30 protein-coding genes are annotated in these 26,005 nt (G+C 28.2%); 3 read left to right on the plus strand and 27 right to left on the minus strand.

Annotated features, from left to right (window positions below; translation table 11 throughout):
* Window positions 1-71: 71 nt before the first annotated feature.
* From ACWPW7_RS21430 to ACWPW7_RS21455, 6 genes are all read right to left on the minus strand, one after another.
* Entirely contained in the window at window positions 72-704 is a 633-nt protein-coding gene (locus ACWPW7_RS21430; RefSeq protein WP_454055209.1) for an HD domain-containing protein, read from the minus strand.
* Window positions 705-1,042: 338 nt separating this feature from the next.
* A complete protein-coding gene (locus ACWPW7_RS21435; RefSeq protein WP_454055210.1) occupies window positions 1,043-1,396 on the minus strand; it encodes a DUF6483 family protein in 354 nt (117 codons plus the stop codon).
* Window positions 1,397-1,459: 63 nt separating this feature from the next.
* Window positions 1,460-2,056, minus strand: a complete 597-nt coding sequence (locus ACWPW7_RS21440; RefSeq protein ID WP_454055211.1) for a hypothetical protein — start codon at window positions 2,054-2,056, stop codon at window positions 1,460-1,462.
* A 217-nt stretch (window positions 2,057-2,273) separates the two neighbouring features.
* A complete protein-coding gene (locus tag ACWPW7_RS21445; protein WP_454055212.1) occupies window positions 2,274-2,426 on the minus strand; it encodes a hypothetical protein in 153 nt (50 codons plus the stop codon).
* A 112-nt stretch (window positions 2,427-2,538) separates the two neighbouring features.
* Entirely contained in the window at window positions 2,539-3,063 is a 525-nt protein-coding gene (locus ACWPW7_RS21450; protein WP_454055213.1) for a GNAT family N-acetyltransferase, read from the minus strand.
* A gap of 585 nt (window positions 3,064-3,648) precedes the next feature.
* Complete coding sequence (locus ACWPW7_RS21455; protein WP_454055214.1) at window positions 3,649-4,320, minus strand: Crp/Fnr family transcriptional regulator; 672 nt, start codon at window positions 4,318-4,320, stop codon at window positions 3,649-3,651.
* Between the two features lie 115 nt (window positions 4,321-4,435).
* Between ACWPW7_RS21455 and ACWPW7_RS21460 the strand changes: the two genes are divergently transcribed.
* Window positions 4,436-5,107, plus strand: a complete 672-nt coding sequence (locus ACWPW7_RS21460; RefSeq protein WP_039633245.1) for a lactate utilization protein — start codon at window positions 4,436-4,438, stop codon at window positions 5,105-5,107.
* 470 nt (window positions 5,108-5,577) lie between these two features.
* Here the strand turns inward: ACWPW7_RS21460 and ACWPW7_RS21465 are convergent, their stop codons facing one another.
* The 6 genes from ACWPW7_RS21465 to ACWPW7_RS21490 form a co-directional block, all read right to left on the minus strand.
* Window positions 5,578-6,285 carry a hypothetical protein gene (locus ACWPW7_RS21465; RefSeq protein ID WP_454055215.1) on the minus strand — a complete coding sequence of 236 codons (708 nt, stop codon included), beginning with the start codon at window positions 6,283-6,285 and terminating at the stop codon, window positions 5,578-5,580.
* A 407-nt stretch (window positions 6,286-6,692) separates the two neighbouring features.
* Window positions 6,693-7,343, minus strand: coding sequence for a pentapeptide repeat-containing protein (locus ACWPW7_RS21470; protein ID WP_454055216.1), 651 nt, complete (start codon window positions 7,341-7,343; stop codon window positions 6,693-6,695).
* Between the two features lie 499 nt (window positions 7,344-7,842).
* Window positions 7,843-8,172 carry a hypothetical protein gene (locus tag ACWPW7_RS21475; RefSeq protein ID WP_454055217.1) on the minus strand — a complete coding sequence of 110 codons (330 nt, stop codon included), beginning with the start codon at window positions 8,170-8,172 and terminating at the stop codon, window positions 7,843-7,845.
* Window positions 8,173-8,718: 546 nt separating this feature from the next.
* Complete coding sequence (locus ACWPW7_RS21480) at window positions 8,719-9,165, minus strand: helix-turn-helix domain-containing protein (RefSeq protein ID WP_454055556.1); 447 nt, start codon at window positions 9,163-9,165, stop codon at window positions 8,719-8,721.
* 638 nt (window positions 9,166-9,803) lie between these two features.
* Window positions 9,804-10,574, minus strand: a complete 771-nt coding sequence (locus tag ACWPW7_RS21485) for a hypothetical protein (RefSeq protein WP_454055218.1) — start codon at window positions 10,572-10,574, stop codon at window positions 9,804-9,806.
* The gene (locus ACWPW7_RS21490; protein ID WP_454055219.1) at window positions 10,567-11,049 is read right to left on the minus strand and encodes an RNA polymerase sigma factor; all 483 of its coding nucleotides are present in this window, start codon (window positions 11,047-11,049) and stop codon (window positions 10,567-10,569) included. Before ACWPW7_RS21490 ends, ACWPW7_RS21485 begins: the two co-directional genes overlap by 8 nt.
* Window positions 11,050-11,397: 348 nt before the next feature.
* Between ACWPW7_RS21490 and ACWPW7_RS21495 the strand changes: the two genes are divergently transcribed.
* Window positions 11,398-12,621 carry an allantoate amidohydrolase gene (locus ACWPW7_RS21495; protein ID WP_454055220.1) on the plus strand — a complete coding sequence of 408 codons (1,224 nt, stop codon included), beginning with the start codon at window positions 11,398-11,400 and terminating at the stop codon, window positions 12,619-12,621.
* Between the two features lie 281 nt (window positions 12,622-12,902).
* On the opposite strand, the gene ACWPW7_RS21500 is transcribed toward ACWPW7_RS21495, so the two are convergent.
* The 15 genes from ACWPW7_RS21500 to ACWPW7_RS21570 all read right to left on the minus strand — a co-directional run bounded on the left by ACWPW7_RS21500 (window position 12,903) and on the right by ACWPW7_RS21570 (window position 24,478).
* Complete coding sequence (locus ACWPW7_RS21500) at window positions 12,903-13,430, minus strand: GNAT family N-acetyltransferase (protein WP_454055221.1); 528 nt, start codon at window positions 13,428-13,430, stop codon at window positions 12,903-12,905.
* Window positions 13,431-13,709: 279 nt separating this feature from the next.
* Window positions 13,710-14,348 (minus strand): class I SAM-dependent methyltransferase, encoded by a 639-nt coding sequence (locus ACWPW7_RS21505; protein WP_454055222.1) that lies wholly within the window; start codon window positions 14,346-14,348, stop codon window positions 13,710-13,712.
* Window positions 14,349-14,507: a hypothetical protein gene (locus tag ACWPW7_RS21510; RefSeq protein WP_454055223.1), complete on the minus strand. Its 159-nt coding sequence runs from the start codon at window positions 14,505-14,507 to the stop codon at window positions 14,349-14,351.
* Window positions 14,508-15,282: 775 nt separating this feature from the next.
* Window positions 15,283-15,747, minus strand: a complete 465-nt coding sequence (locus ACWPW7_RS21515; RefSeq protein ID WP_454055224.1) for a GNAT family N-acetyltransferase — start codon at window positions 15,745-15,747, stop codon at window positions 15,283-15,285.
* 231 nt (window positions 15,748-15,978) lie between these two features.
* Window positions 15,979-16,248: a CD3324 family protein gene (locus ACWPW7_RS21520; protein WP_454055225.1), complete on the minus strand. Its 270-nt coding sequence runs from the start codon at window positions 16,246-16,248 to the stop codon at window positions 15,979-15,981.
* A 202-nt stretch (window positions 16,249-16,450) separates the two neighbouring features.
* Window positions 16,451-16,861, minus strand: a complete 411-nt coding sequence (locus ACWPW7_RS21525; protein ID WP_454055226.1) for a GNAT family N-acetyltransferase — start codon at window positions 16,859-16,861, stop codon at window positions 16,451-16,453.
* 85 nt (window positions 16,862-16,946) lie between these two features.
* Window positions 16,947-17,381, minus strand: a complete 435-nt coding sequence (locus ACWPW7_RS21530; protein ID WP_454055227.1) for a GNAT family N-acetyltransferase — start codon at window positions 17,379-17,381, stop codon at window positions 16,947-16,949.
* Between the two features lie 129 nt (window positions 17,382-17,510).
* Window positions 17,511-18,140 (minus strand): hypothetical protein, encoded by a 630-nt coding sequence (locus ACWPW7_RS21535; protein WP_454055228.1) that lies wholly within the window; start codon window positions 18,138-18,140, stop codon window positions 17,511-17,513.
* A gap of 197 nt (window positions 18,141-18,337) precedes the next feature.
* Window positions 18,338-18,697, minus strand: coding sequence for a cupin domain-containing protein (locus ACWPW7_RS21540; protein WP_454055229.1), 360 nt, complete (start codon window positions 18,695-18,697; stop codon window positions 18,338-18,340).
* Between the two features lie 507 nt (window positions 18,698-19,204).
* The gene (locus ACWPW7_RS21545; protein ID WP_454055230.1) at window positions 19,205-19,600 is read right to left on the minus strand and encodes a DUF4418 family protein; all 396 of its coding nucleotides are present in this window, start codon (window positions 19,598-19,600) and stop codon (window positions 19,205-19,207) included.
* Between the two features lie 25 nt (window positions 19,601-19,625).
* Window positions 19,626-20,690, minus strand: a complete 1,065-nt coding sequence (locus ACWPW7_RS21550) for an ABC transporter substrate-binding protein (RefSeq protein ID WP_454055231.1) — start codon at window positions 20,688-20,690, stop codon at window positions 19,626-19,628.
* 74 nt (window positions 20,691-20,764) lie between these two features.
* Window positions 20,765-21,532 carry an ABC transporter ATP-binding protein gene (locus ACWPW7_RS21555; RefSeq protein ID WP_454055232.1) on the minus strand — a complete coding sequence of 256 codons (768 nt, stop codon included), beginning with the start codon at window positions 21,530-21,532 and terminating at the stop codon, window positions 20,765-20,767.
* Entirely contained in the window at window positions 21,532-22,554 is a 1,023-nt protein-coding gene (locus ACWPW7_RS21560; protein ID WP_454055233.1) for an ABC transporter permease, read from the minus strand. The genes ACWPW7_RS21555 and ACWPW7_RS21560 overlap by 1 nt, the downstream gene beginning before the upstream one ends.
* Window positions 22,555-22,580: 26 nt before the next feature.
* A complete protein-coding gene (locus ACWPW7_RS21565) occupies window positions 22,581-23,240 on the minus strand; it encodes an ABC transporter ATP-binding protein (RefSeq protein WP_454055234.1) in 660 nt (219 codons plus the stop codon).
* Window positions 23,241-23,263: 23 nt separating this feature from the next.
* Complete coding sequence (locus ACWPW7_RS21570; RefSeq protein ID WP_454055235.1) at window positions 23,264-24,478, minus strand: ABC transporter permease; 1,215 nt, start codon at window positions 24,476-24,478, stop codon at window positions 23,264-23,266.
* Window positions 24,479-25,228: 750 nt separating this feature from the next.
* Between ACWPW7_RS21570 and ACWPW7_RS21575 the strand changes: the two genes are divergently transcribed.
* Window positions 25,229-25,762, plus strand: coding sequence for a GNAT family N-acetyltransferase (locus ACWPW7_RS21575; protein WP_454055236.1), 534 nt, complete (start codon window positions 25,229-25,231; stop codon window positions 25,760-25,762).
* The last annotated feature ends 243 nt before the right edge of the window (window positions 25,763-26,005 follow it).

Genomic DNA, 26,005 nt, shown 5'->3' on the forward strand with positions numbered 1-26,005 from the left:
TTATATAATGTGCTACGCTTTATAAGAATATTTCAAATTAAATTATTATCTTATTGGTAGCAAAATTGACTTTATAATTCAAAAGTATTCTCTATAACTCCTGGTAATACGTTATATATAGATTTCCCTATTTTTTCATCAAAATAATTTTTCAGCTCCATGAAAGCCTTCCATTTTGGAACTATATGTTCACTTATCCCATGTCGTAATGCAACATCTACAAGCCTTTTTTCTATAAGTGTAAAACCATTATGTAATCCTAATGCGTCACATAATTGTATTAGTTTATCATAATCATCATATTCAACTGTATTTAAGAAATTTTCAACAAAATTATATCCATCATCTGTGTAACTTTCTTTAACTTCAAAAATATCTGAAATATTTTTACTTGGACAAGAGTGTGTCACACAAATTTTAGCTAAAAGATTATATCCTCTTTCCATAGAATAATTATATCCCTCCATAATATGACCTATAGTAGTTTTTCCACTTGGCGTTGTTTTACCAATATCATGAAGAAGCCCTAAGATATATGCCACATCAGGGTTTAAATCCTTACAATTAGTTGCTATCAATTTTGCACTTTCTGCAACATATTTACAATGTCCGATCCATAGTCCTGAATTTATCTTTTCGGCCTCTTCCAATAATAACTTTGCTTCTTCTAAAGTTGGAAGCCCTTGTACAATATGACTTTTCAATTTACTCATCCCCTTAATAATCAAATTGTTTGTCAGCATAATACAATTATGTTATAATTTATATAAAAATTATAACATATTTTACACTTTATTGTATTATTTCCTCATATTCCTTAGGAACAATTTTTATCTTCTAATATTGTATTATTTAGTTTTAAAAGAGCTTAATTCTTAAGTGAACACTGTTCGCCCCTACACAAAATATATTTATTTTTTATAAAATGCTTACTAAATTTAATATAGAATCTTTAAATTATAAAATAAAAATACCGTAAAATTCATTGCTGAACAATACGATATCTTAATAATTGCTATCTATTTGAGAATTGATTTTAATATCAATTTTCAATAAATTTTTCCATATCATTTAATCCTTGAAGCACTTCTCCTCTTGAGAAATCTCCTTTAATAAGTTCTTCATCACTTTTTGAAAGTAAAATATTATAAAAATCTTTTCCTACATTAACTAAATCATTTGAAGGATTTTTATTCAATTCTTCAAATAGTATATTTTCTGCTTCATTATATTTACCTTCAAGAACAAGCTTTTTTAATAAAATCTGAAGTATTTCTTCTGAAGATAATGAATCTAAATTAATATTTTCATATTCTTCTTGCTCTTTGTCTAAAAGTACCTTTGCAGCAAATTTTCCAAGGTCTTCTACTAATCTTAATATATAATCATTATTCATTGTAATCTCCTTTTTATTTTGGTTCATAAAAGCTTGCTATTTTAACTTAACTAATTAATACAATTACTGGACTTCTAAATAATATCTTCGAATAATGTTAAGAGAAAAATCACATAATTTCTTTCTAAAATTCCCTTCTAAAAGTTTTATATTTTCTTTATTTAAATAAAAATTGTATAAGTCTTCAATCACTTCTAACTCTGACCTATCTGAAAAGAGTGTCTTGCAAAACAGAAAAATATCACTCTTCTTTATGCTTAACAATCCTTTACTAATACATATACATCTAATTGCTTCCCAAGCATTTTTTATTTGAGTTATAGTAGCATTTTTCATATCATAATCAGAAATTCTGTCTCCTAAATCCATAATAGATTTTTGTATTCTTTCCATGCGAATAGGAACAAAGTATTGAGGTTCAATTTTAGTATAGAATTGTGTTATATCTTCCCCATATATTACAACATGATGCTTAATGCTATCAAAAGCATATAACCACAACTTTAGATATCCTTTTGGAATATTGCTTACACTCCATTCATTTAATTCTCTTTGCCCACATTCTTTTACAGTATTAATATCTTGCCATTGAATATCATAAACTAGTGGTTTTCTTGGATATTCTCTTTTAGGCAATTTACTTTGAATATTTTTTATCACTTCTTCTACATACTTTTTAACTTGTAAGTCTATATTTTTATGAGTGGTTGTAATAACGATGGCATCTGAAAGAAAATAACAAGTTAAAGATGCGAAGTATATTTTATATCATACAAGGAGATAGGTTTTCATGATAGTTGGGCTATCATGAAGTTCTATCGAGGAAGTAGGATGAAAAATAGGCAAGCATACTGACTAGTTATTTTCTTGAAGATGCCTAATCAATATCACTGGAATCTTCAATAAAGTCGCCTTTTACAACACTTCCATCAACAATTACACTAGCAATTTCATTCTTTATTAATGAACTTATTCTTTGTAATTCACATTGTAATAGTTGTATATTTTCTAAAACTTCATTTAGTATCATAACACCATTTTTTCTCCTATTATATTGTTAACTAATAAATTAGTCAGCTTTATCTCAATAGTCAATTTCATCTAATAAGAATTTTAAGCCTATTGAGTTTCTGAATGATTATTTAATTTTCCATAAAGTCCATATTTATTCTGTTAAGATACACATCTTCTCCATATTCATCAGTATATGCTTTTTCAAACCCTAAAGATTTCCAAAATCTTCGGTTATTCTCGTTGGATAAATTAAGTGCGAAATATTTAGCTCCCTCTGCAATGACCTCATCTTTTAAAAGATAAAAAAACTGCTTACCAAGCCCTTGATTTCTATAATTGAAATCTATACAGTAATCAACTATGAAGCACTTTCCGTCCTCAGAAATATAAGTTACATAAACGCAAAATCCAACATATTCATTATTTTTTCTAAAAAGTAAGATATTCAATTGATCTTGATTTCTATTAAAAAGATTCATTATATGATCTTTGTATTCTCTCGAGAAAAACCATTTTTTGACCTCTTCATCCAGTGGATTTCCTAATGTGCAATTTGGAATTATATCTTCCTTCATATATTGATCTCTTTTTTCCCAAAAAAACTCAACTTCTTCCTTCAATTTAACCTGATATAAACTCAGCTCAGAATTCATTTATTTCCTCCTAAATATGCAAAATTATCTAAATATTAGTAATATTGTAACATATTCGGTGTATTACTGTATTAATTTTGATCATTATATAAGACTTCCTCTGTTTTATCACTCAAAATATTGTAGGGGTAAACATTGCTCGCCAGTTTTCATTCATAGGTTTCTAGTATCACTGCATTTTAAAGCGAAGATTATGTAAATATGATTTGAAATAATAATATATTTATCAATTTTACTGCTAACATAATGTTTTACAACATTATATATTGGAATATCAGCCGACTATTCAATATATAATGTCAGAAACAAATTTGAACTTTCTGGAGAACACTGTTCCCCCTACAAAATAATATTATATTCTATAAAATACTTATTGAAGTTAATATAACATCGTAAAATATCTGAAATACGACATAAAAAATATCGCATATTCATATTGAATAATACGGTATTATAGAAATTTATTTATTTTTATTTGTTACAACTTATATTAAATCTATTCCTAAATTGGAATTTATCAACTTAATGTTTGTAGATTAAATAATTCAGTTTTATAATCTAATATCTAGAAATATTTAAATGAGTTTAGTCATATTTATTATTTAGTAACTTGAATTCATTCTTATAAAAATCGATTAAACCATCTCTTTTCATCCATGCAAGTTCCCTAGATAGGGCACTACGATCTACATTTAAATATTCCGCCATTGCTTCCCTATTAAAAGGAATTGATACAACTTGTGTTTCAGATTCACGGCTGAGTCTAGTTAAATAAGTTAGAACCTTATCACGAATAGTTGGCATAATCAAACAATCATTTCGATCATGTAACTCTAATGCTCTCTCTGCAATACTATCAAAAAGATTACCAAGTAATTGTTCATGCGCCATACACAACTTTGAACAATTTGCTAACACATTTTTTATAGGAATAAAAAGAACGCTAAGAGGTTCTAAAGCCTGTACCGACATAGGACATTTACGTGTACGGCTGGCTGCTGTTAAAACAGCAGTATATCCACCTGGGTAATGAAGAGATACAATAATTTGTTTACCTTTAACACTTAATTTAGTGCTTTGAGCAATACCTTGAAGTATAATACCAATTTCATTGACTTGATCCCCTTCACAAACAACCATTTCATCTTTATCATATTCTTTGCGCGTCGCTGATAGACACATAAGCATTTGGGAAATATCAGTTGGTTCAATGCCTGAAAACAGGCTAGATTGAGCTAATAAATTTAATTCTTTCATAACAAACACCTCGTTGCATATGCAACATATTTTTTATGTTTATTGTAATATACTTATAATAAACATACAATAACTTTAATTATTTTATATAACAAGTCATAATGGAGGAATAAAAATGCAAAAAAAAGACAATTCGATAAAAGCAAGATATCAACTTTTGGCAACAAAAATAATTAAAAATCTTCAAAGTAGAAATTTTGAAGCTTATTACTGTGATAATGCTACAGATGCAACTAAAAAAGCACTATCACTTATCCCAGAACACTCATCGGTGTCATGGGGTGGATCTGTTACACTTAAAGAAATTGGACTTATTGACCAAATATATCAAGGTAATTTTACTATAATTGATCGTGATAAAGCTCAAACAATAGATGAAAGATATGAATTGATGCGTAAATCATTGCTATGTGATACCTATTTGACAAGCTTCAATGCAATAAGTGAAGATGGTATATTGGTTAATGTAGATAGTGTAGGCAATCGAGTAGCAGCAATTACTTTTGGTCCTAAAAGTGTTATAGCTGTTATTGGTATGAATAAGGTTTGTAAGAACATTGAAAATGCTATAGATAGGGCTAGAACATATGTAGCTCCAATTAATGCTTTACGCTGTTCTTCAGATTCATTTTTAAATTCTACTACAAAGACACCTTGTGTTATCGATGGTTCTTGTGGAAATTGTAAATCAAAGGATTGTATTTGTTCTTACGTTATTGAAACTAGAATGTGCAAAACAGAAGGAAGAATAAAAGTTATCCTAGTTGGCGAATCTCTAGGCTTTTAAGTTTAAATACTATAAAATGTTTTTACTTTCACACATATAATTTAAAACAAGCATTTAATCTATCTGAACGGTCAGGATATTAGAATGGGTATAACTTATCTAATCCCTGTCCGTTCTTATACCTGCATCACATAAAACTCATATACTCTGTTTTTCCCTTCATTTTAACACACTCTAATAAATAATCTCACCATCAAATTCCTATTTATCGGCTAATTTAATAAACAACTAGTTCACATAATTTTACTATCACGAATCAATTGTAACATATTTTGTAAATACCGCATTATTCAATTTTCAAAGAACAAATTTTAATACTTAGTACGTCTTATAATCAAAGCAAGACGTAAAAAATACCGTAAAATTCATTTTTGAATAATACGGTATTTTAAGAAATTATTCTTTTAATAATCATGATGTTTAATAATATAAAAGCCTACTAACATAACATTGCAATATAATCTTGTATATCAAAATGCATTCCATAAGAATATAAAAATAAACACACAACCCCATGCGTTATCGGTAAGTTCCTTTATCATAAGCATACCATATATAATAATAAACACTGTAATTCCTTCAATTATATTCTCTGCTGTAACTCCTATGATTCCATGAATTAAAAGGCACATTATAGCACAAATAATTGCACCCCAATTCAGCCACTTTTTTTCACTTGGATACCTAATATTAATCTTTTCATTGATTACTACATAATTAAATCCTTCAAAAAATCCCCAAGCAATTGAAATTAATACCATACCAATTATATTTGCAGGAAATGAGCTTGCTAATACCTCTTCTGTCATACCCACACTTTGAAATGGTAAATACCTAGTTGCTTGCCCTGTTACAAATCCAAATATAATATTCGGTATGAACACAACTGTAGAAAGAACGATTGACTTTAATGCCCCTTTTCTCTTCAGCCCATATCTTAAAAAACTTTCCTTTCTCAAAATAGAAACTATTGTTATCCCAAGACCTGCAATGCCAAATTGAATGAGAGCTATAACCATTGTACGTAATATAATATTGATACTTTTATTTTCTACAAAGTTCATAATTTGATTTCCAAATATCATAAAACTTCCTAGAACTATAGCTGTTACAATAACAATTATATATAGATCCATATCCGCTTTCTTTTGTTTTACTGTTAATTCTGTATTTACCATATTTCCCCCTCATATAGAAACATTAAATTTGTTTATTCTTATCAACAAATTTAAGTTTCAGTAATATTGTAATATATTTGGTATATTATTATATTATTTTTGTGTACAATATAATATTCTTTAATTAATTTCTGCCATTATATAAAACTTTATATGTTTTATCATTTAAAATATTGCAGGAACGAACATCATTGGCTGATTTTTCTTCTCATATCTAGTATCGCCAAATTAAGTGATCAAAATTATATGACATATACTCACATAAAGACGGTGAAAGGAAAAGCAGAATAGCTGAGCCAATGAAGGCGAATCTACCCTGCTTCTACATATTTAGCACATTCAATTAGATGGATTAAAGGGCTTTCTCATATCCTGTATAGTTTCACAATAAAAATTATATCTCATTACTACTCAACAATGATTCCCCAAAGACTAATTAAATCAGACGCCTGAACCATGCTGATTTTAGCTCCTTTGAGTTCACTTGGTGGCGCAGATACCGTTGGAGCAATAAGCTCATTTTTTGTAAAATCAATACCTGCCAACATTGTCTTGAAGAAGTTGTTTTTAATAAAGCGCGAATTTTTTGCTTCGAACCTTTTCAATTTAGCTTCAGTTATAGATACCTCGGTGACATCCGTATCCTCAAAAGCAATGTCTGTCATTTTAGTTTTATCGAAATAGGAATACTGAAAATTTGATCCTTGCATAGATGTGTGCTTGAAAATAGTGTCGCTCATATTTACTCCTACACATTTACAGGCAACAAATTGACACCTTTCGAAATATGCGTCTGTAAAATTGCTGTTTGATAAGTTACAGCTTTTGAATACGACGTCAACAAAGCTTGCCCCTTCAAAACTGCAATCAAGGAAGGTACAGTTTTCGAAAATACTTTTATTGATTTCGCTTTTGGAAAAATCAAAATGTTCAATATGTTCTTCATAGCTCTTTATCTGAATGATTGGTATTTCCTCATATAAATATCGCTGTGCATATGATGAAAAATCGTCTACCTTTATCGGATCTGCTGGAATTTGTGGATTGATGATACTCATGACTTTCTTTACTTCCTTTCAATAGAAATTATATGAATAATAGGTTTATCTTGAAAAAATGCTTCTCGTCAAAAACTTTTACTAAAAGATCTCTTTTGCCTTGGCATACAATGAAAATACATTAATCCATTATATAAATTAATGATATCGTAGGGGTGAACATTGTTCACCAGTTTTTATTCACATATCTAATCTATATAGATTATAACATTATGACTATATGAATGTAATTTGTTATAACAATATATTTTTAAATATTGATGCCAAGTTAATGTTTGGAAATACTAACCGTATATCCAATATCAAATAATATGATTCAATTTAAATTTTCAGGCGAACACTATTCATCCCTACAGAAAATAATATTATGTTATAAAAATCACTTATTGAAGTTAATATAACATCATAAAATATTTGAATTATGATGTAAAAATACCGTAAAATTCACGTCTGAATAATACGGTATTTAAAAAATTATTTATTATAAATATAAAACTAACTATTCATTATACTCTAATATTATGCTATTTAAGTCACTAATCTCACTTTCTTCTATTTGCTTAAAGGCATTTGTAGTTTTACCAAGTTTCAATGTTGAAATGACTTTTAAATCTTTTAATAATAATAATGCTTTCATTCCATCTGCAGTAGTAATTATTTTAGAACTTATAACTTCTTCTTCATTATCTGATGTATTTGAATTTAAATTCTTTTTTATATCACTTCTAAGCTTTTCACTATCTTTAGATATAAATTTTTCTTTTGCTGATTTTTTATAAGGGCTAGAAAATTCCTTATAATTAAAAACATTTATACTTTGTAACTTCATGCACTTCCCCCCCCTCCGTTTTACCATAGCTAGTCCTACATAATTATATTATATTTAATATAATTATATTTCAATACCGTATTATTCACTTTTCAACGATTCATGATTTACTTCGCAGTTGCAAACGAAAATAGAAATATAGTTTATTTTCGTAGCAAAGAACATATTTTACTTCCAATTCGTCTTATATTCAAATTACGTTATCATATAAATTTATGACATCTTCAGTAGATGATATATGGTAGAGACGAACACTGTTCGTCTCTACATAAATTAAATAATATATTAAGTATAATGTTTATAATTCTTTTAAATAAATAACATAAAAATTTAAACTTCTATTTATTTCTTATATATTCTAATAAAAAAGCGCCTAAATATACTCTAAAAATTACTTATTAATGTTAGTATAAAATATCCGACCACAAAAAAATATCGCAAATTCATTTCTGAATAATGCGATGCTAGATGCTTTAATCTATTTGTTTTTGCTAATTCTTACTGCAATAAGATTGTAAAATAAAATTATCACAAATAATATTCATTTTACTTGTTTTTCTTTTTTTCCATTTTATATTTTTGGTAAAGGATATCTTTTAAAATCAAAACAGTATCCACATCGTTAAAATTGAACTCATTTTTAAAAGTGTCATACAACTCGGATATCTTTTCACAGTAGGTATTTATTCCTTCTATACCTTGATATGAAGCTAAAATAGGATGCTTTTTACTCCATGCGCTAGTCCAATCAATTTCATCAACTATCATTTCAATACTAGTAACATCACCACCAATATGGCTTTCACTAATAAGATAGTCATAGCTTACATTGTACAGCTGACTTAATAATTTTGCTTTAATCAATTCAGGGACCGTCTGGTTAGTTTCCCATTTACTTACTGTTTGTCGAGATACATTTAATTTTTCAGCCACATCTTCCTGTGATAAACCTGCTTTTTTACGCAAATACAACAATCTTTCACCTAATGACATAATAATCACCATCTTTTCTTTTATTTCAATTCTCTTTTATCTCAAGTTAACTTGTAGATATAGTATACTAAAAACTAAAATTGTTTTCTATCAAGTGAAGATGGAGATTTGTCAACTAAACTTAACATTTTCAGATATTTCTTTCTTATGTATTCGCTCTATTATAAAGATATTAGCAAATGTAGTCTCTCCATAGTGTTAGTTAAATTTTCATTTATGTATTTAAAATTAAAAATTAAGGATGAATAATTATGGTTAAAACTCCATAACCAAAGCCTTTGAAGTTTTGTTAAAATTAATTTTATTTTAAGAAATCCACCTTTAGTGAATTTTTTCCTGAATTCTTCATTCTTCATTATTAATCCTTAATTTCTAAGTATTTAAGCCTTCACATTGTATCCCTATATTACTTCCCCTACCAAGCTCACAACGGATTTTCACCATCAAGTTGATCCCGATGCTAGGACCAGAAAAAAGCCATAATGATATTAAGATTCATTATGGCTGCTGATTTATACATAAAACCTAGATACTCTTAAAAATGCAGGATAGATTTTTAATAAACACTGTATCCTTAACAGTAAGAAACAAATACTTCTATTCTATTTTCAAAATTTCAAATATCTCTGCTCTTATTTCTATTTAGCATCAATAACTTGATGAACCATTTTAATCAATTCATCTTGTGATAGATCAGAATCTACTACTAAGAAAGAATAATGAATTCCATCTTGCATCCAACGTAAATATTGAATTTGAGAAATTTTTTCTTCGACAGATCCAAAGCTAAATACATATTTTCCAGACGCTTCATCCTTCTTATCTTGTTCTGTCATTGTATAATTTCCTGGGACTAATTTGTTGGCATATGAAGTATAATATAAATCTATACTATTATAGTTATCAACAATCTTTTCTTTTCCTGATTCTCCTGCCAATCTTCCCTCATCCATATTAAGAGTTACTTCATCATTTCCTTTTGTATAATCAAAACTCAATGCTTTTGCTTTTAATACAGGATTTCTTTCTGAATCATTACCTGTCTCATCAAAAATATGTCCACCTTTAAAGGTATATCCATTATCAAATTCCTTAACTAATTTAGGATTAAATCCTACATCTTTTTTTACTTTTTCTTCTGTAGGTATGGTAGTATAATTTGGTATATTACTTCCATGTGACTCTATAGATACAATTTTTCCTGCAGCAAATACAGTTGTTCCTACTACCATAGCAGCTACTAGTGCAACCATAGTTCTCTTTCTAAATGATGCTTTTTTATATGATTTTTTATTTTCCATTTCACAATTCTCCTTTTGATCTGGTAAGCTATTTAATGTAGACCTTACCTTATTTTTAAAATTTTCTGGTGTATCTGGAAAGGCATTATCCCAATTATGATTATTCATACGATACCTCCATATCTTCTAGTTCTATTTTTAATAACTTTCGTCCTTTTGATAATCTACTTTTTACAGTTCCTGCAGGTATTTTTAAAATTTTTTTAATTTCTTCTATTGAGTATCCCTCTACATAATAAAGTACAATTGTAATACGAATCCGCTCTGGTAATTTCTGAATTGCCAAATATAATCCGCTATAATCCTTTTTATCATCAGCCTTGGTAAACTCAAAGTACTCTTCATAAGATACAGTTGCACATTCACTACGTTTTAAACTATAACATTCATTTATGAGTATCCTAACTAACCACGTCTTAAAATATTGTTCTTCCTTTAATGTATCTAATTTGTTATAAGCTTTTAAAATTGCTCCTTGAACTGCATCCTCACAATCTTGATCATAAATCAAAATTGATTTAGATACATGATATAAAGTAGACTCAGTCTCAAGAACTTTATCTATAAATGTATCTTTATTCAATTGACTTCCTACCTTTCCTTGCAAATTGCAGCGCTACTTTTTTGCCTTACACTAGTTAGACGCATATACCTTCTAAAAGGTTCATTTGATTTTCACTTAAATTTAATTTTTTTATAATATCTGGAATTAACTTTATTTTATAATAATTTTATGTAAAACTATAATCTTTATATTATAAATTAATTGTAAAACAAAAATATCACAAATTTATTTTTGAAGAGAGACGTAGCCGCTCTTTAACCCTACTTTTAATAAGTGCTAGTATCAGAACTAGTAACCATTGGATAAATATAGGCATGACAAGTGTTTTAGTAAGTTGTACACTAAATATGTAAGGGAGTGTGTTATATGTTAATTTGTGATAAAAAAAGATTAGAAGATAAGATTATTACTTTCAGTAAGTTCGGCGCTACAGAAAATGGCGGAATAACAAGATTATCTTTATCAAAGCCAGCCCTTCAGGCAAGAGCAGAATTTTCAAAGAGAATGAATGAACTAGGAGCAAGTATAACAACAGATGATATGGGAAATATGTATGCTACTTTCAAAGGCTCTGAAGAAACCCTTCCTCATATTGCAATGGGATCACATTGTGATTCAGTAGTACAAGGTGGAAACTATGATGGTATTTTAGGAGTACTTACAGCAATGGAAGTAGCTGAAACTATAGTTACAGAAAAAATTCCACATCGCCATCCAATTACAGTTATGATTTGGACTAACGAAGAAGGTGCTCGTTTTGACCCTGCTATGATGTCCTCAGGTGTTATTACAGGTAAATTTGATAAATCAAAAATGCTAGATTCTAAGGATAAGAATGGTATATCCTTTGGTGAGGCACTGGATGCAAGCGGATATAAAGGTGAAGAACAAAACAGAATAAATCCCAAAGATTATATGGCTCTTCTGGAACTTCATATTGAACAAGGTCCAGTTTTAGAATCATCAAAAGTAGATATAGGTGTTGTAGAAGGTGTTGTTGGAATGGTAAATTATGAATTTGAATTTATTGGCCAAGCTGGTCATGCTGGAACAGTTCCACAAAAAATGAGAAAAGATGCTCTTCTAGCAGCTTCTGAAGCTATTCAATATTTGCATAAAGAACTTAATAAACTTGATGATAAATTAGTTTATACTACTGGTAGAATAATTTGTTTCCCTAATATACATACAATTATACCGGATAATGTTAAATTTACATTAGATGCAAGACATCAAAATCCAAAAGTAATACAACAAGTGGTTGAAATTATTGAAAATATCCCCAAAGAATTAGCAAAATGTAAAGTTACTTATAGGAAATTATGGTCACGCAAAACTGTTAGTTTTAATAATGAATTGATTAATTTTGTAGAGAAAAATGCTAATCTTTATGGTTACTCTAATATGAGAGTGTACAGTGGTCCCGGCCATGATGCCCAATTTACGGCAGATATGTTGCCTACAACCATGATTTTTGTTCCAAGTATTGGCGGACACAGCCATTGTGAAATAGAAAAAACACCACTTGATAATTGTTTAAAAGGAGCTAATGTGTTACTGCAAACAGTTCTAGATATAGATAAAAAATAAATATTCGCTTATATGCAATCTCATTAATATTTTTATTGTTACTGGGATTGTATATTTATAATTTTTCAAATGTTTATTTTTGTAGCCCATAGTGATTATCTCCTGAAAGGGTCATATTATAATTCATTCCCAAGCACCACAATATTTAGTTTTCAACAATTAATTTTATTATATTGCAACATAAAAATACCGTAAAACTCATTTCTGAATAATACAGTATCTTAAAAAATTATTTAAATTTGTAGCCTTCATATCTTATAAGAAAATTGCGCTCACTATCCTTATAGCAATTTTTCATATAGTCTAAACCAGTTCAGTCCATAGTTTCCAAGTCCCAGGTCAACTGTATCAATATATTTAAAACCACATTTTTCATATAATCTAATAGCAGGTGTATTGCCTTCGTAAACATCTAATCTAATTGATTTAGCTTGTGACTTAATACTATGTTCAATAGAAAAGTCCATTAATGCTTTGCCTACACCACATTTCAAAAATTTGGGATGAACTACAAATGTATATATAACAAAAACATCTGAATAGTCAGATTCAAATTCCCATTTAGCCTTATAATACGCAGCCTCTGGTTCATGCCTTAGAATGACAGAACCAATGATTTTTCCATTGTGTTTTAATACATATAGATTACCATCTTTAACTCCATTAATTGCATTTTCCCGAACAGGATATATCCCTTTTTTCCATCCAGGATAGTTTATTCCTTGTTCTAAATAGTCATTTAGATCGTTATAAAGCTGTTCTAATTCATTAATATCACTTTCTTTTCCTAAATCAAAAATTATATCCATATCTTTGTCCCTCCAATCAACATAACATAAGTAATCTCCATAATATGCTACAATTATATACTAATATATCTATCAATTGTATATAATTTTCTAATACCATATTCTTCAGTTTTCAACAATAACTTTTATTATATTGCCACATAAAAATACCGTAAAACTCATTTCTGAATAATACGGTATTATAAAAATCATTTATAGTTATTAATTAAATATAAATATATTAAGCTAATCTAATATTTAATTGTCCTTATTTCATAAATTTAAAAATATTAATACTTATTAAGAGAATCTTAAATGAACAATTTTATTATTGAAACGCTTTCTAAATGATGGAATTAATGCTAGCCGCCCAAACCAACGCCATCTATCCTTATGGTAGTCAAAATAATTCCACTCCTCAATAAAATCAATTCTTTCGTTAAATTTTAACATTTCTTTTCCACTGTTTATTCCCCATTTAAAACTAACCCCAACCTTATTTACAGTGTCATGTTTATTACTTCTCTTCACTATACTAGGTGTCATTGTTTCAAAAAGCATTTCTGCATTTGGAAATGATGACACTAATTTATTTATTAATTTTTTCACTTCTTGGTCTGTAAAATACATTAATAGTCCTTCAATTATAATCAAGATTGGTTCATTAGATACTTTTATTTCATTAATCCATGAATAATCAAAGACAGATTTAGCTATCATTCTGTATCTTTCCATTTCCTCAAAAAATTGCTTTTTTATTCTAATTGGTTCAGGTAGATCTAATTCATACCATACAATTCTATTATTATCTAATCTTAAAAAGCGAGTATCCAATCCACAACCAATATTTATAATTATAGCATTAGGATTTTTATCAATAAAAGATTTAGTAGCATTATCAAGAATTTCAGTTCGTACAGCAACTCCAGTTTGAGACATCTAAGCATTATCAAATTTTGAGAAATCATAATCAATATTTTCCATCATCTCTATTGCTTTATAATCTTTTATTATTGGATTTGAATTTTTAGTTTCAATTGCTCTAGCCCAAAGTGGAATAAGTAATGTTTCAGGAACCCCACTTAATTTCTGTTGCATTTTATTATACCTCCCTTGGTATGACATTGACATTGATATTCATTCTTAATTATACTCTGGTTTCATATTACCAAATAAAGTATTCCATGTCAAATAAATCAAAGGAGGTCTTCTTTTCATTTTTAATGTTTTAAGCTATATAAAAATTAAGAAATAGCTTAAATCTTTATAAATTAAGATAGTCTCCACCTCTTGGGAACAGTAGTGAAGCCCGTTAGGGTTCCCCTGAGGTGCAGTATGATTTGATACAACACCAAAAACTTCAACTAATATTAATGGAGATAAGCAATATAACTAAAATATTCTTTAATGATGTAGCTATCGTGCCATACTATACTGCACCCCAGGAGTATTTTAGAGTTTAGCTTATATTTACTAGGCTTATTCATGTATTTTAATTTCCATAAAACTTTTTTAATCTGTTACATACCCCAGGGGTGTAAGTTAATTTCTTTAGCTAATTTTTTGATAGAAATACAATTACTGTTTTCTCGTAGGGGTGAACAGTGTTCGCCAGATATTTTTTACATATATAACATCATCAAACGCTACAACTAAAATTATATAAATATGGCTTAGGATTTATGGAGAACACTGTTCTCCGCTACAACTAGTCAATTTTAAATTTCTCAGTTATTGCTGAGAAATAACCACAATTGTGAATTGTGAACTCCCTCTTTATAATCAATACATCTGTGAGTTGTGAATTCAATAGTTTTAACTACAATACTAAAATATCATTTTTTCATATATATTAATTTTAGATCTGGTATATCTATATATCAAATATCAATCTCATAATTAGAAAATCATAGTCATTACCTCTTATAGTATTAACAATTTCTTCAATAATTTTAAAACCTAATTTTTCATATACCTTAATTGCCCTTTTATTGAATTTTGCTACTGTTAAATCAATGTAACTTAAATTATATTTTTTCTTTCCAAAATTAATTATGGCCCTTACAAATTCTGTACCAAAGCCTTTTCCAGTAAGTTCTGGTCTCATTTGTACACCTAAACAGAAGAATTCTTCAATATAATAGAATGAACAATTGCCTACAAGTTCATTTTGCTCATTATAAATTGAAAAATTATCATCTGAATTAATACAACTCTCTATCCACTCTATCTTTTCCTTCTGAATGCTGTTATCATAAAATGAATATATTCCATCATATTTCCATGTCAAAATATCTTCAATGTCACTTTTTACAGGTATTCTAAATTCCAACTTCATCTTTATCCCCTCACTCAAATTCCATTATTGTTTATAGCTTCATTCTAACATCCACATTTTTATATTAAAATCTTATAAACGGTTCATAATAGAATTCAAGCATATAGCATAAGTTTATTCTTCTTTGCCACTTTGTAGAGATTTTTGCTAAATTATATCCAACGCTGCGATAGATACAAAAAAAGCCTTATTATCAATACTAATTGAAATAAGACTTTTTTATAATAAGTATTAACGTTTTTCCTTACTTATTATCCCTCTTATAGTTTTTTCTGAAAGATAATATTCTTCTGATAGTTCAACAACAGCACTTCCATTTATATATTTATAAAATATTTCATTATTTCTTTTCTTAAAACTTTTCTTTATGCCATTCTTTTCGCCCCAAGATTTTTCATTTCCATTTTTTCTTGGAATATATAGACATTCTCCATCTACGTATTCTTGTATTAATTTTATTACTTCTTCTGGTAACACAGTTTGTGCACTAATATAAGCCATATCTTGCCCTCCCTATTAATATAAAGTTATGAGCAAAGACTACTTATAAAGTAATTTTTATAACATCTTCATAGCAGTCTCTGCTATGAATTTACAAATGGCTTTAAGCATGGATATTTCATAAGAATCACTCCAATCACAATGTTTTTCATTTCTAATTTATAAAATTATATCTGACTGTACTTTAGATTTTATCATAATTTTATGAAAATTCTACAAATCCAAACTTCTTATATAGATTATATGCAGGTTTATTATCAGCATGAACATCTATAATGATGTCTTTTACACTTCTCATATACATATCATCTATACATGTGAATAATAACTCAGAGGCTGCCCCTCTATTACGATATTTTGGTGAGACATGTAGTGAATAAATGTGCATTATTTGGTCTTCTTGTGGAAATCCTATTAGAATCCCAATAACTTCATCATTATCATATACAGCTATAATATATCTTTTTGAGAAATCTCCAAAAATGCCATTTTTAAGATTTGTAATAAATTTGTCTGGTTTTTTACCTGCAATATCTGGATCTAATGTTCCCTCAGTAAATATTGATAAGCAATATGTTAATTTTTCTTCCAGTTCTATACCTTCTAAAGTCAACTTTTTATTTGAAATTTGGATGGATTTTCTGCTTGTCCAGTTAAACTTTTTTTAAGTTGTACTTTCATATGCTTCTCCCTGCCAATTAATAGTCTAATCTCATAATGTGTTCACCATCAAATACTTGTCCATTGAAATCAAAACCTACACTCTTATATAAATTTACAGCTTGAATACTTTCTTTATGGACCCCAAGAAAAATCTTATTATGTGACTTATCTTCCTTTATAATCTCTAAAAGCTTCTCTAAAGTTTTTTTACCGTATCCATTTGATTGATAGTCTTTATCAATCATTATTCTATAAATCCAATATTCACCATCATCTTCATCAATACAATACATTATAAATCCTACCATGGTATCATCATTATACACTGCAAGTGGTATACATTCTGGTTGGACTTTTGCCTGCGCAATTGAAACTGCATTAGATGCCACAAAACTTTTCTGATTTTCTGTAACACTAAGTTCAATGCATTCCCAGAAGTTTTCTCTCGTAATCTCTTTAAACAATATCAATAGAATTCCCCTCTTTCTAGTTAAATAAATTTATAATTTTTTACTAGCAGTTACACTATATATAGATATATTTTTTCTTATACATACGCGTAGCTATTGTTCTTGATTAGCAACATGTTTTAGCTAATGTCACATATTTTCTTTTTCATGGTAATATAAAAAATTAAATCCATTATCTTCTGAAGTGCCAATCCAATCCTCATGAATATGGTAGTCAAAGTTATATTCTTCGTCATCCGCCATCCCCGTCATATGCCTAGTATCATAGGCAAATTTTAAAAATACATCTCTGTTAGTTGAGATTATTAAAAGGTTTTTGAACCGCTTTGTAGTTAATTTTCTGTCAGTTAACCAGTGATTAGGATACTGAATATGTGTTTCTTCAATAGCTATATCTCTAAGTTTTTCAGAAACTATATTTGTTTCTTTAATAGCTTTAAATATTTCTTTAGCTTTAAGCTGAACTCCATGATAATTTATAAGTACAATATCCATATCAAATATTCCATATTCCCATATATCTCTATACTCATTTAATTTTGCAGGATTTGTTGGGATATATATAAGTTGTTGAGCCTCTAAACTTGAAGCAAAAACAAACATTTTTTTAAGAAACTCATAAGCAGTTGAATTACCAAGTATCGCCTTGTCCCAAACTATTGGATCTACAGCTGTAAGTTGCTTCGGTATTTCTAAAGGTACATAAATATATAATTTATTATTTCCGTGTAATATTTTTTCTCTTACTTTAAACTTCATATCTTCCTTCCTAAAATAACAATTACTTTTAATGATTTAAGTTTTTCTGTTGAATTCGTAAGTCTTTAATCTTTCATAAAAATAACTAGTACTATTTCATTCTAAGATTCTTTATAGTTGCTAGTTATTTCAATGTTATCATTATCTGAATTATCAACTAATCTGTATTGATCTTAGATAGTTAATAAATTTCTCTACTAAAACTCTTCAAGCTTTTCTACAGTTCTTTCATTTATTACATTCCCAGTATTCAACGTTGTTTTTGCTTCAATTAGCATTACATGTACTTCCTCTTCAGCCACAGGCATATGTTCAATTCCTTTTGGAATAATGAGAAACTCTCCTTGGTTTAAAGTAATGTCTTTATCCCTAAATTTAATAATCAGTTGTCCTTTTAATACATAAAACATTTCATCTTCATTTTCATGAATATGCCATAGGAATTCTCCTTTAAATTTAGCAACTTTCACATAAGATTCATTGACCTCTCCTAAAATTTTAGGATTCCAATATTCATTAAATAAACTCAATTTTTCACAAACATTAACTTTATCCATTTTTACGTCCCCATTAATTTACTGTATTTATTATACTAAGTGCTACTAATATTAATAATAAAATGAACTTCATTTAATATGAAAAATTTTTCTTATATTATAAGTACAGTATAAATTTTATAACTATTATATCAAATCAAATGTAAATTATATACTTTATTGTAACTTTTATATCATATTTGTGCTAACGTACTTATAGAAAATAAAAAGACAATGTAAGTCCAATCTTTATGTTGTCTAATAAAGTCTAATGCTATTTAGTCTTAAAAGTTAATACTATATAAATATAGATATATCAGTTTTAAGATTAATATATGTGAAAATAATTAGCGCTTTTTAGTATTATAATTAAAACTATTTAATTCACAACTTTTTCAATTCACAATTCACACAAAACAAATTCTATTCATAATTTGTTTATATCCCTAAAGATAATTATAAAAAAGGTATTTTCAAGCTATAATTTAAAATTAATACTTGAGAATACCTTTTATTTTAAATATTATTTTATGATAAATTCTTTCTTAAATAGAAACAATTTATCAAAGAAATTATAATTACAACACTTGCAATTACATAGAATATTGGGAAAGTAATACTTCTGCATGCCATATCAAGCTTTTTACATCCACCAATTAAAACAGCTGGTATCAAAAATGTTAAAACACCTAAAAATATATTTGATATGCTTATTCCGAATCTAATTAATTCTGACTTTGCTAAAAGCACGCAAACCCCAGAAGCTATAAATAAAATTCCAACACCTAATTCAGCACGTTGAGTCCAAAAACATTTCATAATTTTTTCTCCCTGTGGACAAACAGGTATAAAGGTTTGCGGTCCAACAATCAATAAAACACCTACAATTAAATAAACAATTCCTATTCCAACTCTATTCTTCACAAATGCTGCCCTCAACTTTCGTCATTTATTTATCAGCTAAAACTTCATGCCATAAAGAATCCATTAATTTATCTGTATCTTTATCTTCACTAATTAATCCGAATGTTTTATAATCATTAATAATACTACGTAAAGTATCATCAGTAGCCTTATCAGAAATATCAAATTTATATGTTTTAGCAATATCTAATACTAAATCATAATCTCCTGAAGCCCATTTTTTATCAAGCATAATTTTTACAAACTCTTCTTTATTTTTTTCTATCCAATTACTTGCCTCTTGGTGAGCACGAGTAAGTTTTTTTACCGTAATAGGATTCTTTTCATAAAAATCACTATTTACTGCATGAACACAACATGTTTCTTGTGCAAAATCCTCATCAAATGTTAAAGAACGAATAATCTTTAATGTACCGTCATCTACAAACTTCTTTGCAAATTGATCGCTTAAAGTTACTGCTTGTACTTCACCATTTTGCATTGCCAATATAACAGCACTAGATTCTACTGGTTTAAATTTTACTTTATTTGGATCTACATTATCATGATTTAGAAATCTCAATGAAATGTTATGATCAGATCCGCCAATACCATCTCCAACAGCAATTGTTTTTCCAACTAAGTCAGCGGTTGACTTTATTCCAGAATTGGCTAATACATAAAGTGATTTACAACCTGTATGACATCCAGTTGTAAATACCATATTAACACCATTAACAGCTGGAACTAATAATGTTGCAATATGGTCTCCTGCTACATCTACTTGTCCTGTTCCAAGAGCATCTGTTTGCGATGTCATTTTCACTACTTCAGTTTTTAGTCCTTCTGCTTCATAAAAGCCTTTTTCAGATGCAATACCAAAAGCTCCTAAACAAAGTCCTCCATTATATCCAATTTTAATTGATTTCCCATAAGCAGGTTCTAATTTCCAAGCTTCTTCTTCCGAAAGTCCTTCCTTATTTGAAACACTGCCAGCAGAAACTGGCTTATCTGCATCTGCACTTGAATTATCAGTTTTACTACAACCAACTAATCCTACTGATGCTACTAAAATAGCACTTAGTATTAAACTTAATAATTTCTTCTTCATTGTTTTCCCCCAAATTAAAATATATTTAAAGTGGTTGTCTCAAGGTAAATTTAATTTAAGACACCTCTTTATTACTACTCATTTTTACCAAAATTCAGCATCTCCAATATCTTAATACGATATTCTAAGAACTTTTTACTATTACGATTTCTAGGATATTCTAAATCAATAGCTATATCCTCTCTTATTCTTCCTGGCCTTGGTTCCATAACAACTACCCTTGTGCCCATATATATAGCCTCATCTACATCATGAGTAACCATAACCATTATTTGTTTTTTTTCTTTCCACATACTAAGAAGTTCATCTTGCATATTCATACGTGTAAATGCATCTAATGCTCCTAATGGTTCATCTAATAAAAATACTTCTGGCTCGTTAATCATTGTTCTTATTAGTGCAACACGTTGTGCCATACCCCCGGATAGTTGATGGGGATAGGAATTACGAAACTCATCTAACCCTACCATATTAATCATTCTATCAACATTATTTTCATTTCCTTTTAGTTGTTTTTGCATACGAAGACTAAATGATACGTTTTGCTCTACAGTTAACCAAGGAAATAATGTAGGTTTTTGAAATACCATTCCACGTTTTGGATCTGTTCCTTTTATTTCTTCATCATCTAAAGTAATTCTTCCAGTGGTTGGAACAATTAGCCCTGCTATTAACCTTAAAATAGTTGATTTGCCACAACCACTTGGTCCAACAATACTAACAAAATCTCCTGGATTAATTTCTAAATTTATATTTTCCAAAGCATTGGTTATCCCCTCAGCATCTGTTCTTATAAAACTTTTAGATACTTTATTTAACTTTAAATCTCTAGATGTTTTCATTATTGTACCACCCCTTCCTGCCAACGTAGTACACGCTTTTTAATAAGTGAAAAAATTACGTTAACTAGAATGAAGATCAAACATATTATGATGATTGCTGCATACATCTTAGCAAATTGTGCCCAGGATTTTTGCCATGTAATATACCATCCAAGTCCTGATTCAACACCTAACATTTCTGCTACTAACAAAGCAGTACATGCACTACTCATACCAGTAGTTAATCCTTGAAACATATTTGGTATTGCTGATGGAATTGCAATTCTAAATATTAACTGACTATTTTTAGCACCTAAAGTTTTTGCTGCCTCATAATAGGATTTATCAATATTATTGATACCCGTAATAGTAGCCATTGTAACTGGATACCATACCCCTAATGCAATAATAAATATACTTCCTTTAAATAAAGAAGCTGCAAGAACCATAACTATAGGAAGCCATGTAGTAGATGGTATAGGTCCTAATAATTTCATAAATGGAGATATCCAATAATTAATCTTTTTACTATAACCACATGCAATACCAGTAATCAACCCTACAGCTGCACCTGAAAAGTATCCTATAAACAATAAAATTAGAGAATGCTTAGCACAATCAAATAAATACACTCTTTCATCTATCATTGCATTTAATAATTGATCTACACAAGGAAAATAAGGCATCATCAATATACCAGTCTTTAAAGTTAAATAATCATAAAGCATTAGTAAAAAAAATACAAAAATATAAAAAGGCGCTAAATGTCTTAATTTACTAAATACACTTTTTTTAAACAAGCTCACTACAAAACCTATAAAAACTGCCAACATAAGTGCTCCTATGAATATACCATAGGAGTTTGTACTTTGATTATTCTTATAATTGGGAAGAAAATAATATTCTAATAAAGCAAATACTCCCATAATAATAGGCCCAAAACAAATAAGATAATCCATTAGCCTTTGGAGTTTTGTTTTTGGTGCACTTTCAAGTTCTATGAGCTTTTCTTTTGTAATAACAATATTTTCAGATCTTTCCATAACATCACTCCCCTTTAATTTAATATCTAAACAATACAGCCTTTTTCCATTTTGTATAAACGATCAAAATAGTGATAAAATTCTTTTTCATGAGTACTAATAAGCACTGAAACTCCATATTCTGCAGATTTTTTTAAGCTCTCCATAACATTAATGCCATTTTCATAATCTAAATTACTAGTTGGCTCATCTGCAATAATAATTTTAGGATTTTGCATTAATGCTCTTGCAATAGCTACTCTTCTTTGTTCTCCACCAGACAAACTAGTTGGATATGAATTTGCTACATCTTTTAAACCAACAGAGTCCAAAATCCTAACAGCAGCACCAGTATCCACATTTTTATTTCCTGCTAAATATAATGGCATACAAACATTTTCTAAAATCGTAAAATTAGATAATAGATTATATCCTTGTAAAATATATGCCATTACTTGCTGCCTTATATTAGCCAATTGTTTTTCATTTTGATTCAATATATTTATATCATTTATAAATATTTCTCCCTCTGTAGGTTTTAAAATTCCTGCAATCATATTAAGTAAAGTGCTTTTGCCACATCCAGAATGACCAACAAGTCCTACAAATTCCTTATCCTGTAGTTCTATATTAACACCATTTACAGCATAAAATTCTTGCCCATTTCTTATGTATTTCTTTTTTAAATTTACAGTTTTTAAATTCATAATATTTTCCACCTAGTTATCTTTTAAACTTGATTTTCACTAATTAAATGATATGGTTCTTTTTTCCCTACTGTGTATGCTGAGTATAATGAAGCTATTACTCCTGATATTAATGAAATTCCTATGCATACTAAAAAGTTTTTGAATATAGCTGGTCCGTATAATTGCAATTTATCAACCTGTAATTTCACAGCAATAAAATTTTTAAATATAACAATTAATCCATAAGAACAAGTAGCACCTAAAATCCCTCCAATTAAACTTATTATACTAGCTTCAATAACAATCATTTTCACAAGCTGAGATTTTATCATACCCATAGTATATAAAATTCCAAATTCTCTGTTTCTTTCTTTAATAGTCATAGAAAATATAAGAATTAAAGCCATAAATGTCATAATGAATAAAAGAGTTATTAAAACTGTGCTATAACTTTGAAATTGCTTCATATTATTCACAGTATTACTAACTAAAGTATTTGCAGTGCAAACATTAATTCCTTGTTTTGGGAATGCATATTCAATATTTTTCTTAACTTGCTCTATATCATAACCCTCTTCTACATCAATGGTGACCATAGAGCTTAAGTTGTCATAGTTATTAAATTTCAAGTAACCTTTTGCTTCCTTGGTTTGTACCAATTCCTTTGCGGTTTCAAAAGACATAAAAACACATGTATCATAACTCATATTTGTTTTTTCCATTTTATTTTTTACTTTTAAAGGATAATTAAAATATTTCAACATTCCATCTTGCCCAACAATTAAGTCACTTCCCACGATAACTTCATCTTTTTTTAATTTACTATCTTCGCGGAGCCATGATTTTACTATAAAATCTGTAGATTCATCATATGCAATTAATTGATTGCCTCCTACACAACAAAGGCTATCTGTCATAGTAGCTAAGTATAATTGTGGACTAGCTTTTTTAACTCCTTCTACAGAAGACAATTTCCCCGCCCAATTACCTTCAAAGTAAATGGTACATGCTTCTCCCGTAAACATAGATGTTTTTAATTCTTCCTTATACCCCTCTGGGATTACAATAATATCAGCACCCATTCTTTCTACTGCCTTATCCATACCTATTTTTATGTTAAAAATGATTAAGGAACTTGTAAATAAAGATGCAGATAACAATATAATAAAAAAAATCATTGCTATACTTCTAAATTTTCGATATTTTAAATTTTGAACTGCCATATAAAAAGTATTCGATGATTTAAGTGATTTCATCATTCTTCTCCTTTAAAAGCCTTATGTTATATTTTTTTATTATTTTATATATTGTTTGTATTTTTTGTAATATTTATAATGTTTTTAGTATTTTTAGTATTTTTTTGAATTAATTTTAATTATATTGTACATTGACAAATTTGTACAATATAAATGTCAAATAATTGATGTTATTGTTATAAATTTTCATAATACATGCTACAGATTTTTTATTTTGAATTTATGTACTACACTCCACATTAGGATATTTCTATTATTTAATTGCTATTAATTAAAGCTTGAAGTACTAATTAATATAACAACAAGTTTCTTTTGAAAACATAAAATTCTTCATTATACAAGCATATTTTTAGGTAAGGCTACTAATATTAATAGAGAAGATAAATGATATACATTATTTAGATATACCAGTTCTAAAATTAATATATATGTAAAAAAATTAATGCTTTTCAGTATTATACTTGAAACTATTACATTCATAACTTTTCAATTCACAATTCTCAATTGACTAACTGTAGGGGGAACAGTGTTCTCCAGAAAATCCAAATCAGTTAAAAAAATTAATTTACACCATAATTCTTCATTTTTCATTCTTAACTTTTAATTCATGGTGAAAATTTTTTGTTACGAAAATTAAAATCATGTATAAGTTAAATTTCCATTGTGGAACTCTATATTAGTTTTGATGTAAAATATTTAGTGCTACTTATATAAATAAATTTTAGAACATAAATAAGGAGATAATATAATATGGATATTAAAATATATAAAGAAGAACAAGAAGATTATACTACTGTAGAAGAAGTGATTAAAAAAGCTTTTGAAAATGCTGAACACACAGACCATTGTGAACATAATTTAGTATCAAAATTAAGGAAAAGCCCTGAGTTTATTCCAGAACTTTCTCTTGTTGCTAAAAATAAAAATCTTATTGTTGGACACATTCTTTTTACTAGAATGTTAATTAAGAATCATGATTGTGAATATGAAGCTTTAGCATTAGCTCCATTATCAGTACTTCCTAACTATCAAAATAAAGGAATTGGAAGTAAACTAATAAATGAAGGTAATAAGATAGCAAAAGAACTCGGTTTTAAAGCTGTAATTGTATTAGGTCATGAAAAATATTATCCTAAGTTTGGTTTTAAAAAAGCTAGTAATTATAATATTAAGGCACCATTCGAAGTACCAGATAATGCATTTATGGCACTAGAGCTTATAGCTAACGGATTATCTGGAGTTAGTGGTACTGCCATATATTCTAAAGCATTTTTTGAAATATAATCAATTTGTTAATTTTAAAGTAATTTCATAATAAATATTATAAATGAAAATAGATGAAATAAAACTTTTTATACAAGCTTTATTTCATCTATTCTTTAATTATAAAGTTATACCTGGGAACATTAAATTTTTCTCTATGACTGCCCTTGACTCATGTGATTTATGCATTCTGTTTTTGAACTACCTTGGGTATAAAGCCACAAGGATTCTTTTAGCGTAGTTTGATATTTAAGTTTCCACTTA

The organism is Clostridium sp. Marseille-Q7071 (assembly GCF_965112025.1).

Coding starts and splice junctions, on each gene's coding strand:
- ACWPW7_RS21435 (WP_454055210.1), bottom strand. CDS start 1,396: ATGAATAATGATTATATATTAAGATTAGTAGAAGACCTTGGAAAATTT.
- ACWPW7_RS21445 (WP_454055212.1), bottom strand. CDS start 2,426: ATGATACTAAATGAAGTTTTAGAAAATATACAACTATTACAATGTGAA.
- ACWPW7_RS21450 (WP_454055213.1), bottom strand. CDS start 3,063: ATGAATTCTGAGCTGAGTTTATATCAGGTTAAATTGAAGGAAGAAGTT.
- ACWPW7_RS21455 (WP_454055214.1), bottom strand. CDS start 4,320: ATGAAAGAATTAAATTTATTAGCTCAATCTAGCCTGTTTTCAGGCATT.
- ACWPW7_RS21460 (WP_039633245.1), top strand. CDS start 4,436: ATGCAAAAAAAAGACAATTCGATAAAAGCAAGATATCAACTTTTGGCA.
- ACWPW7_RS21465 (WP_454055215.1), bottom strand. CDS start 6,285: ATGGTAAATACAGAATTAACAGTAAAACAAAAGAAAGCGGATATGGAT.
- ACWPW7_RS21470 (WP_454055216.1), bottom strand. CDS start 7,343: ATGAGTATCATCAATCCACAAATTCCAGCAGATCCGATAAAGGTAGAC.
- ACWPW7_RS21475 (WP_454055217.1), bottom strand. CDS start 8,172: ATGAAGTTACAAAGTATAAATGTTTTTAATTATAAGGAATTTTCTAGC.
- ACWPW7_RS21480 (WP_454055556.1), bottom strand. CDS start 9,165: ATGTCATTAGGTGAAAGATTGTTGTATTTGCGTAAAAAAGCAGGTTTA.
- ACWPW7_RS21485 (WP_454055218.1), bottom strand. CDS start 10,574: ATGAATAATCATAATTGGGATAATGCCTTTCCAGATACACCAGAAAAT.
- ACWPW7_RS21495 (WP_454055220.1), top strand. CDS start 11,398: ATGTTAATTTGTGATAAAAAAAGATTAGAAGATAAGATTATTACTTTC.
- ACWPW7_RS21500 (WP_454055221.1), bottom strand. CDS start 13,430: ATGGATATAATTTTTGATTTAGGAAAAGAAAGTGATATTAATGAATTA.
- ACWPW7_RS21505 (WP_454055222.1), bottom strand. CDS start 14,348: ATGTCTCAAACTGGAGTTGCTGTACGAACTGAAATTCTTGATAATGCT.
- ACWPW7_RS21510 (WP_454055223.1), bottom strand. CDS start 14,507: ATGCAACAGAAATTAAGTGGGGTTCCTGAAACATTACTTATTCCACTT.
- ACWPW7_RS21515 (WP_454055224.1), bottom strand. CDS start 15,747: ATGAAGTTGGAATTTAGAATACCTGTAAAAAGTGACATTGAAGATATT.
- ACWPW7_RS21520 (WP_454055225.1), bottom strand. CDS start 16,248: ATGGCTTATATTAGTGCACAAACTGTGTTACCAGAAGAAGTAATAAAA.
- ACWPW7_RS21535 (WP_454055228.1), bottom strand. CDS start 18,140: ATGAAGTTTAAAGTAAGAGAAAAAATATTACACGGAAATAATAAATTA.
- ACWPW7_RS21540 (WP_454055229.1), bottom strand. CDS start 18,697: ATGGATAAAGTTAATGTTTGTGAAAAATTGAGTTTATTTAATGAATAT.
- ACWPW7_RS21550 (WP_454055231.1), bottom strand. CDS start 20,690: ATGAAGAAGAAATTATTAAGTTTAATACTAAGTGCTATTTTAGTAGCA.
- ACWPW7_RS21555 (WP_454055232.1), bottom strand. CDS start 21,532: ATGAAAACATCTAGAGATTTAAAGTTAAATAAAGTATCTAAAAGTTTT.
- ACWPW7_RS21560 (WP_454055233.1), bottom strand. CDS start 22,554: ATGGAAAGATCTGAAAATATTGTTATTACAAAAGAAAAGCTCATAGAA.
- ACWPW7_RS21565 (WP_454055234.1), bottom strand. CDS start 23,240: ATGAATTTAAAAACTGTAAATTTAAAAAAGAAATACATAAGAAATGGG.
- ACWPW7_RS21570 (WP_454055235.1), bottom strand. CDS start 24,478: ATGAAATCACTTAAATCATCGAATACTTTTTATATGGCAGTTCAAAAT.
- ACWPW7_RS21575 (WP_454055236.1), top strand. CDS start 25,229: ATGGATATTAAAATATATAAAGAAGAACAAGAAGATTATACTACTGTA.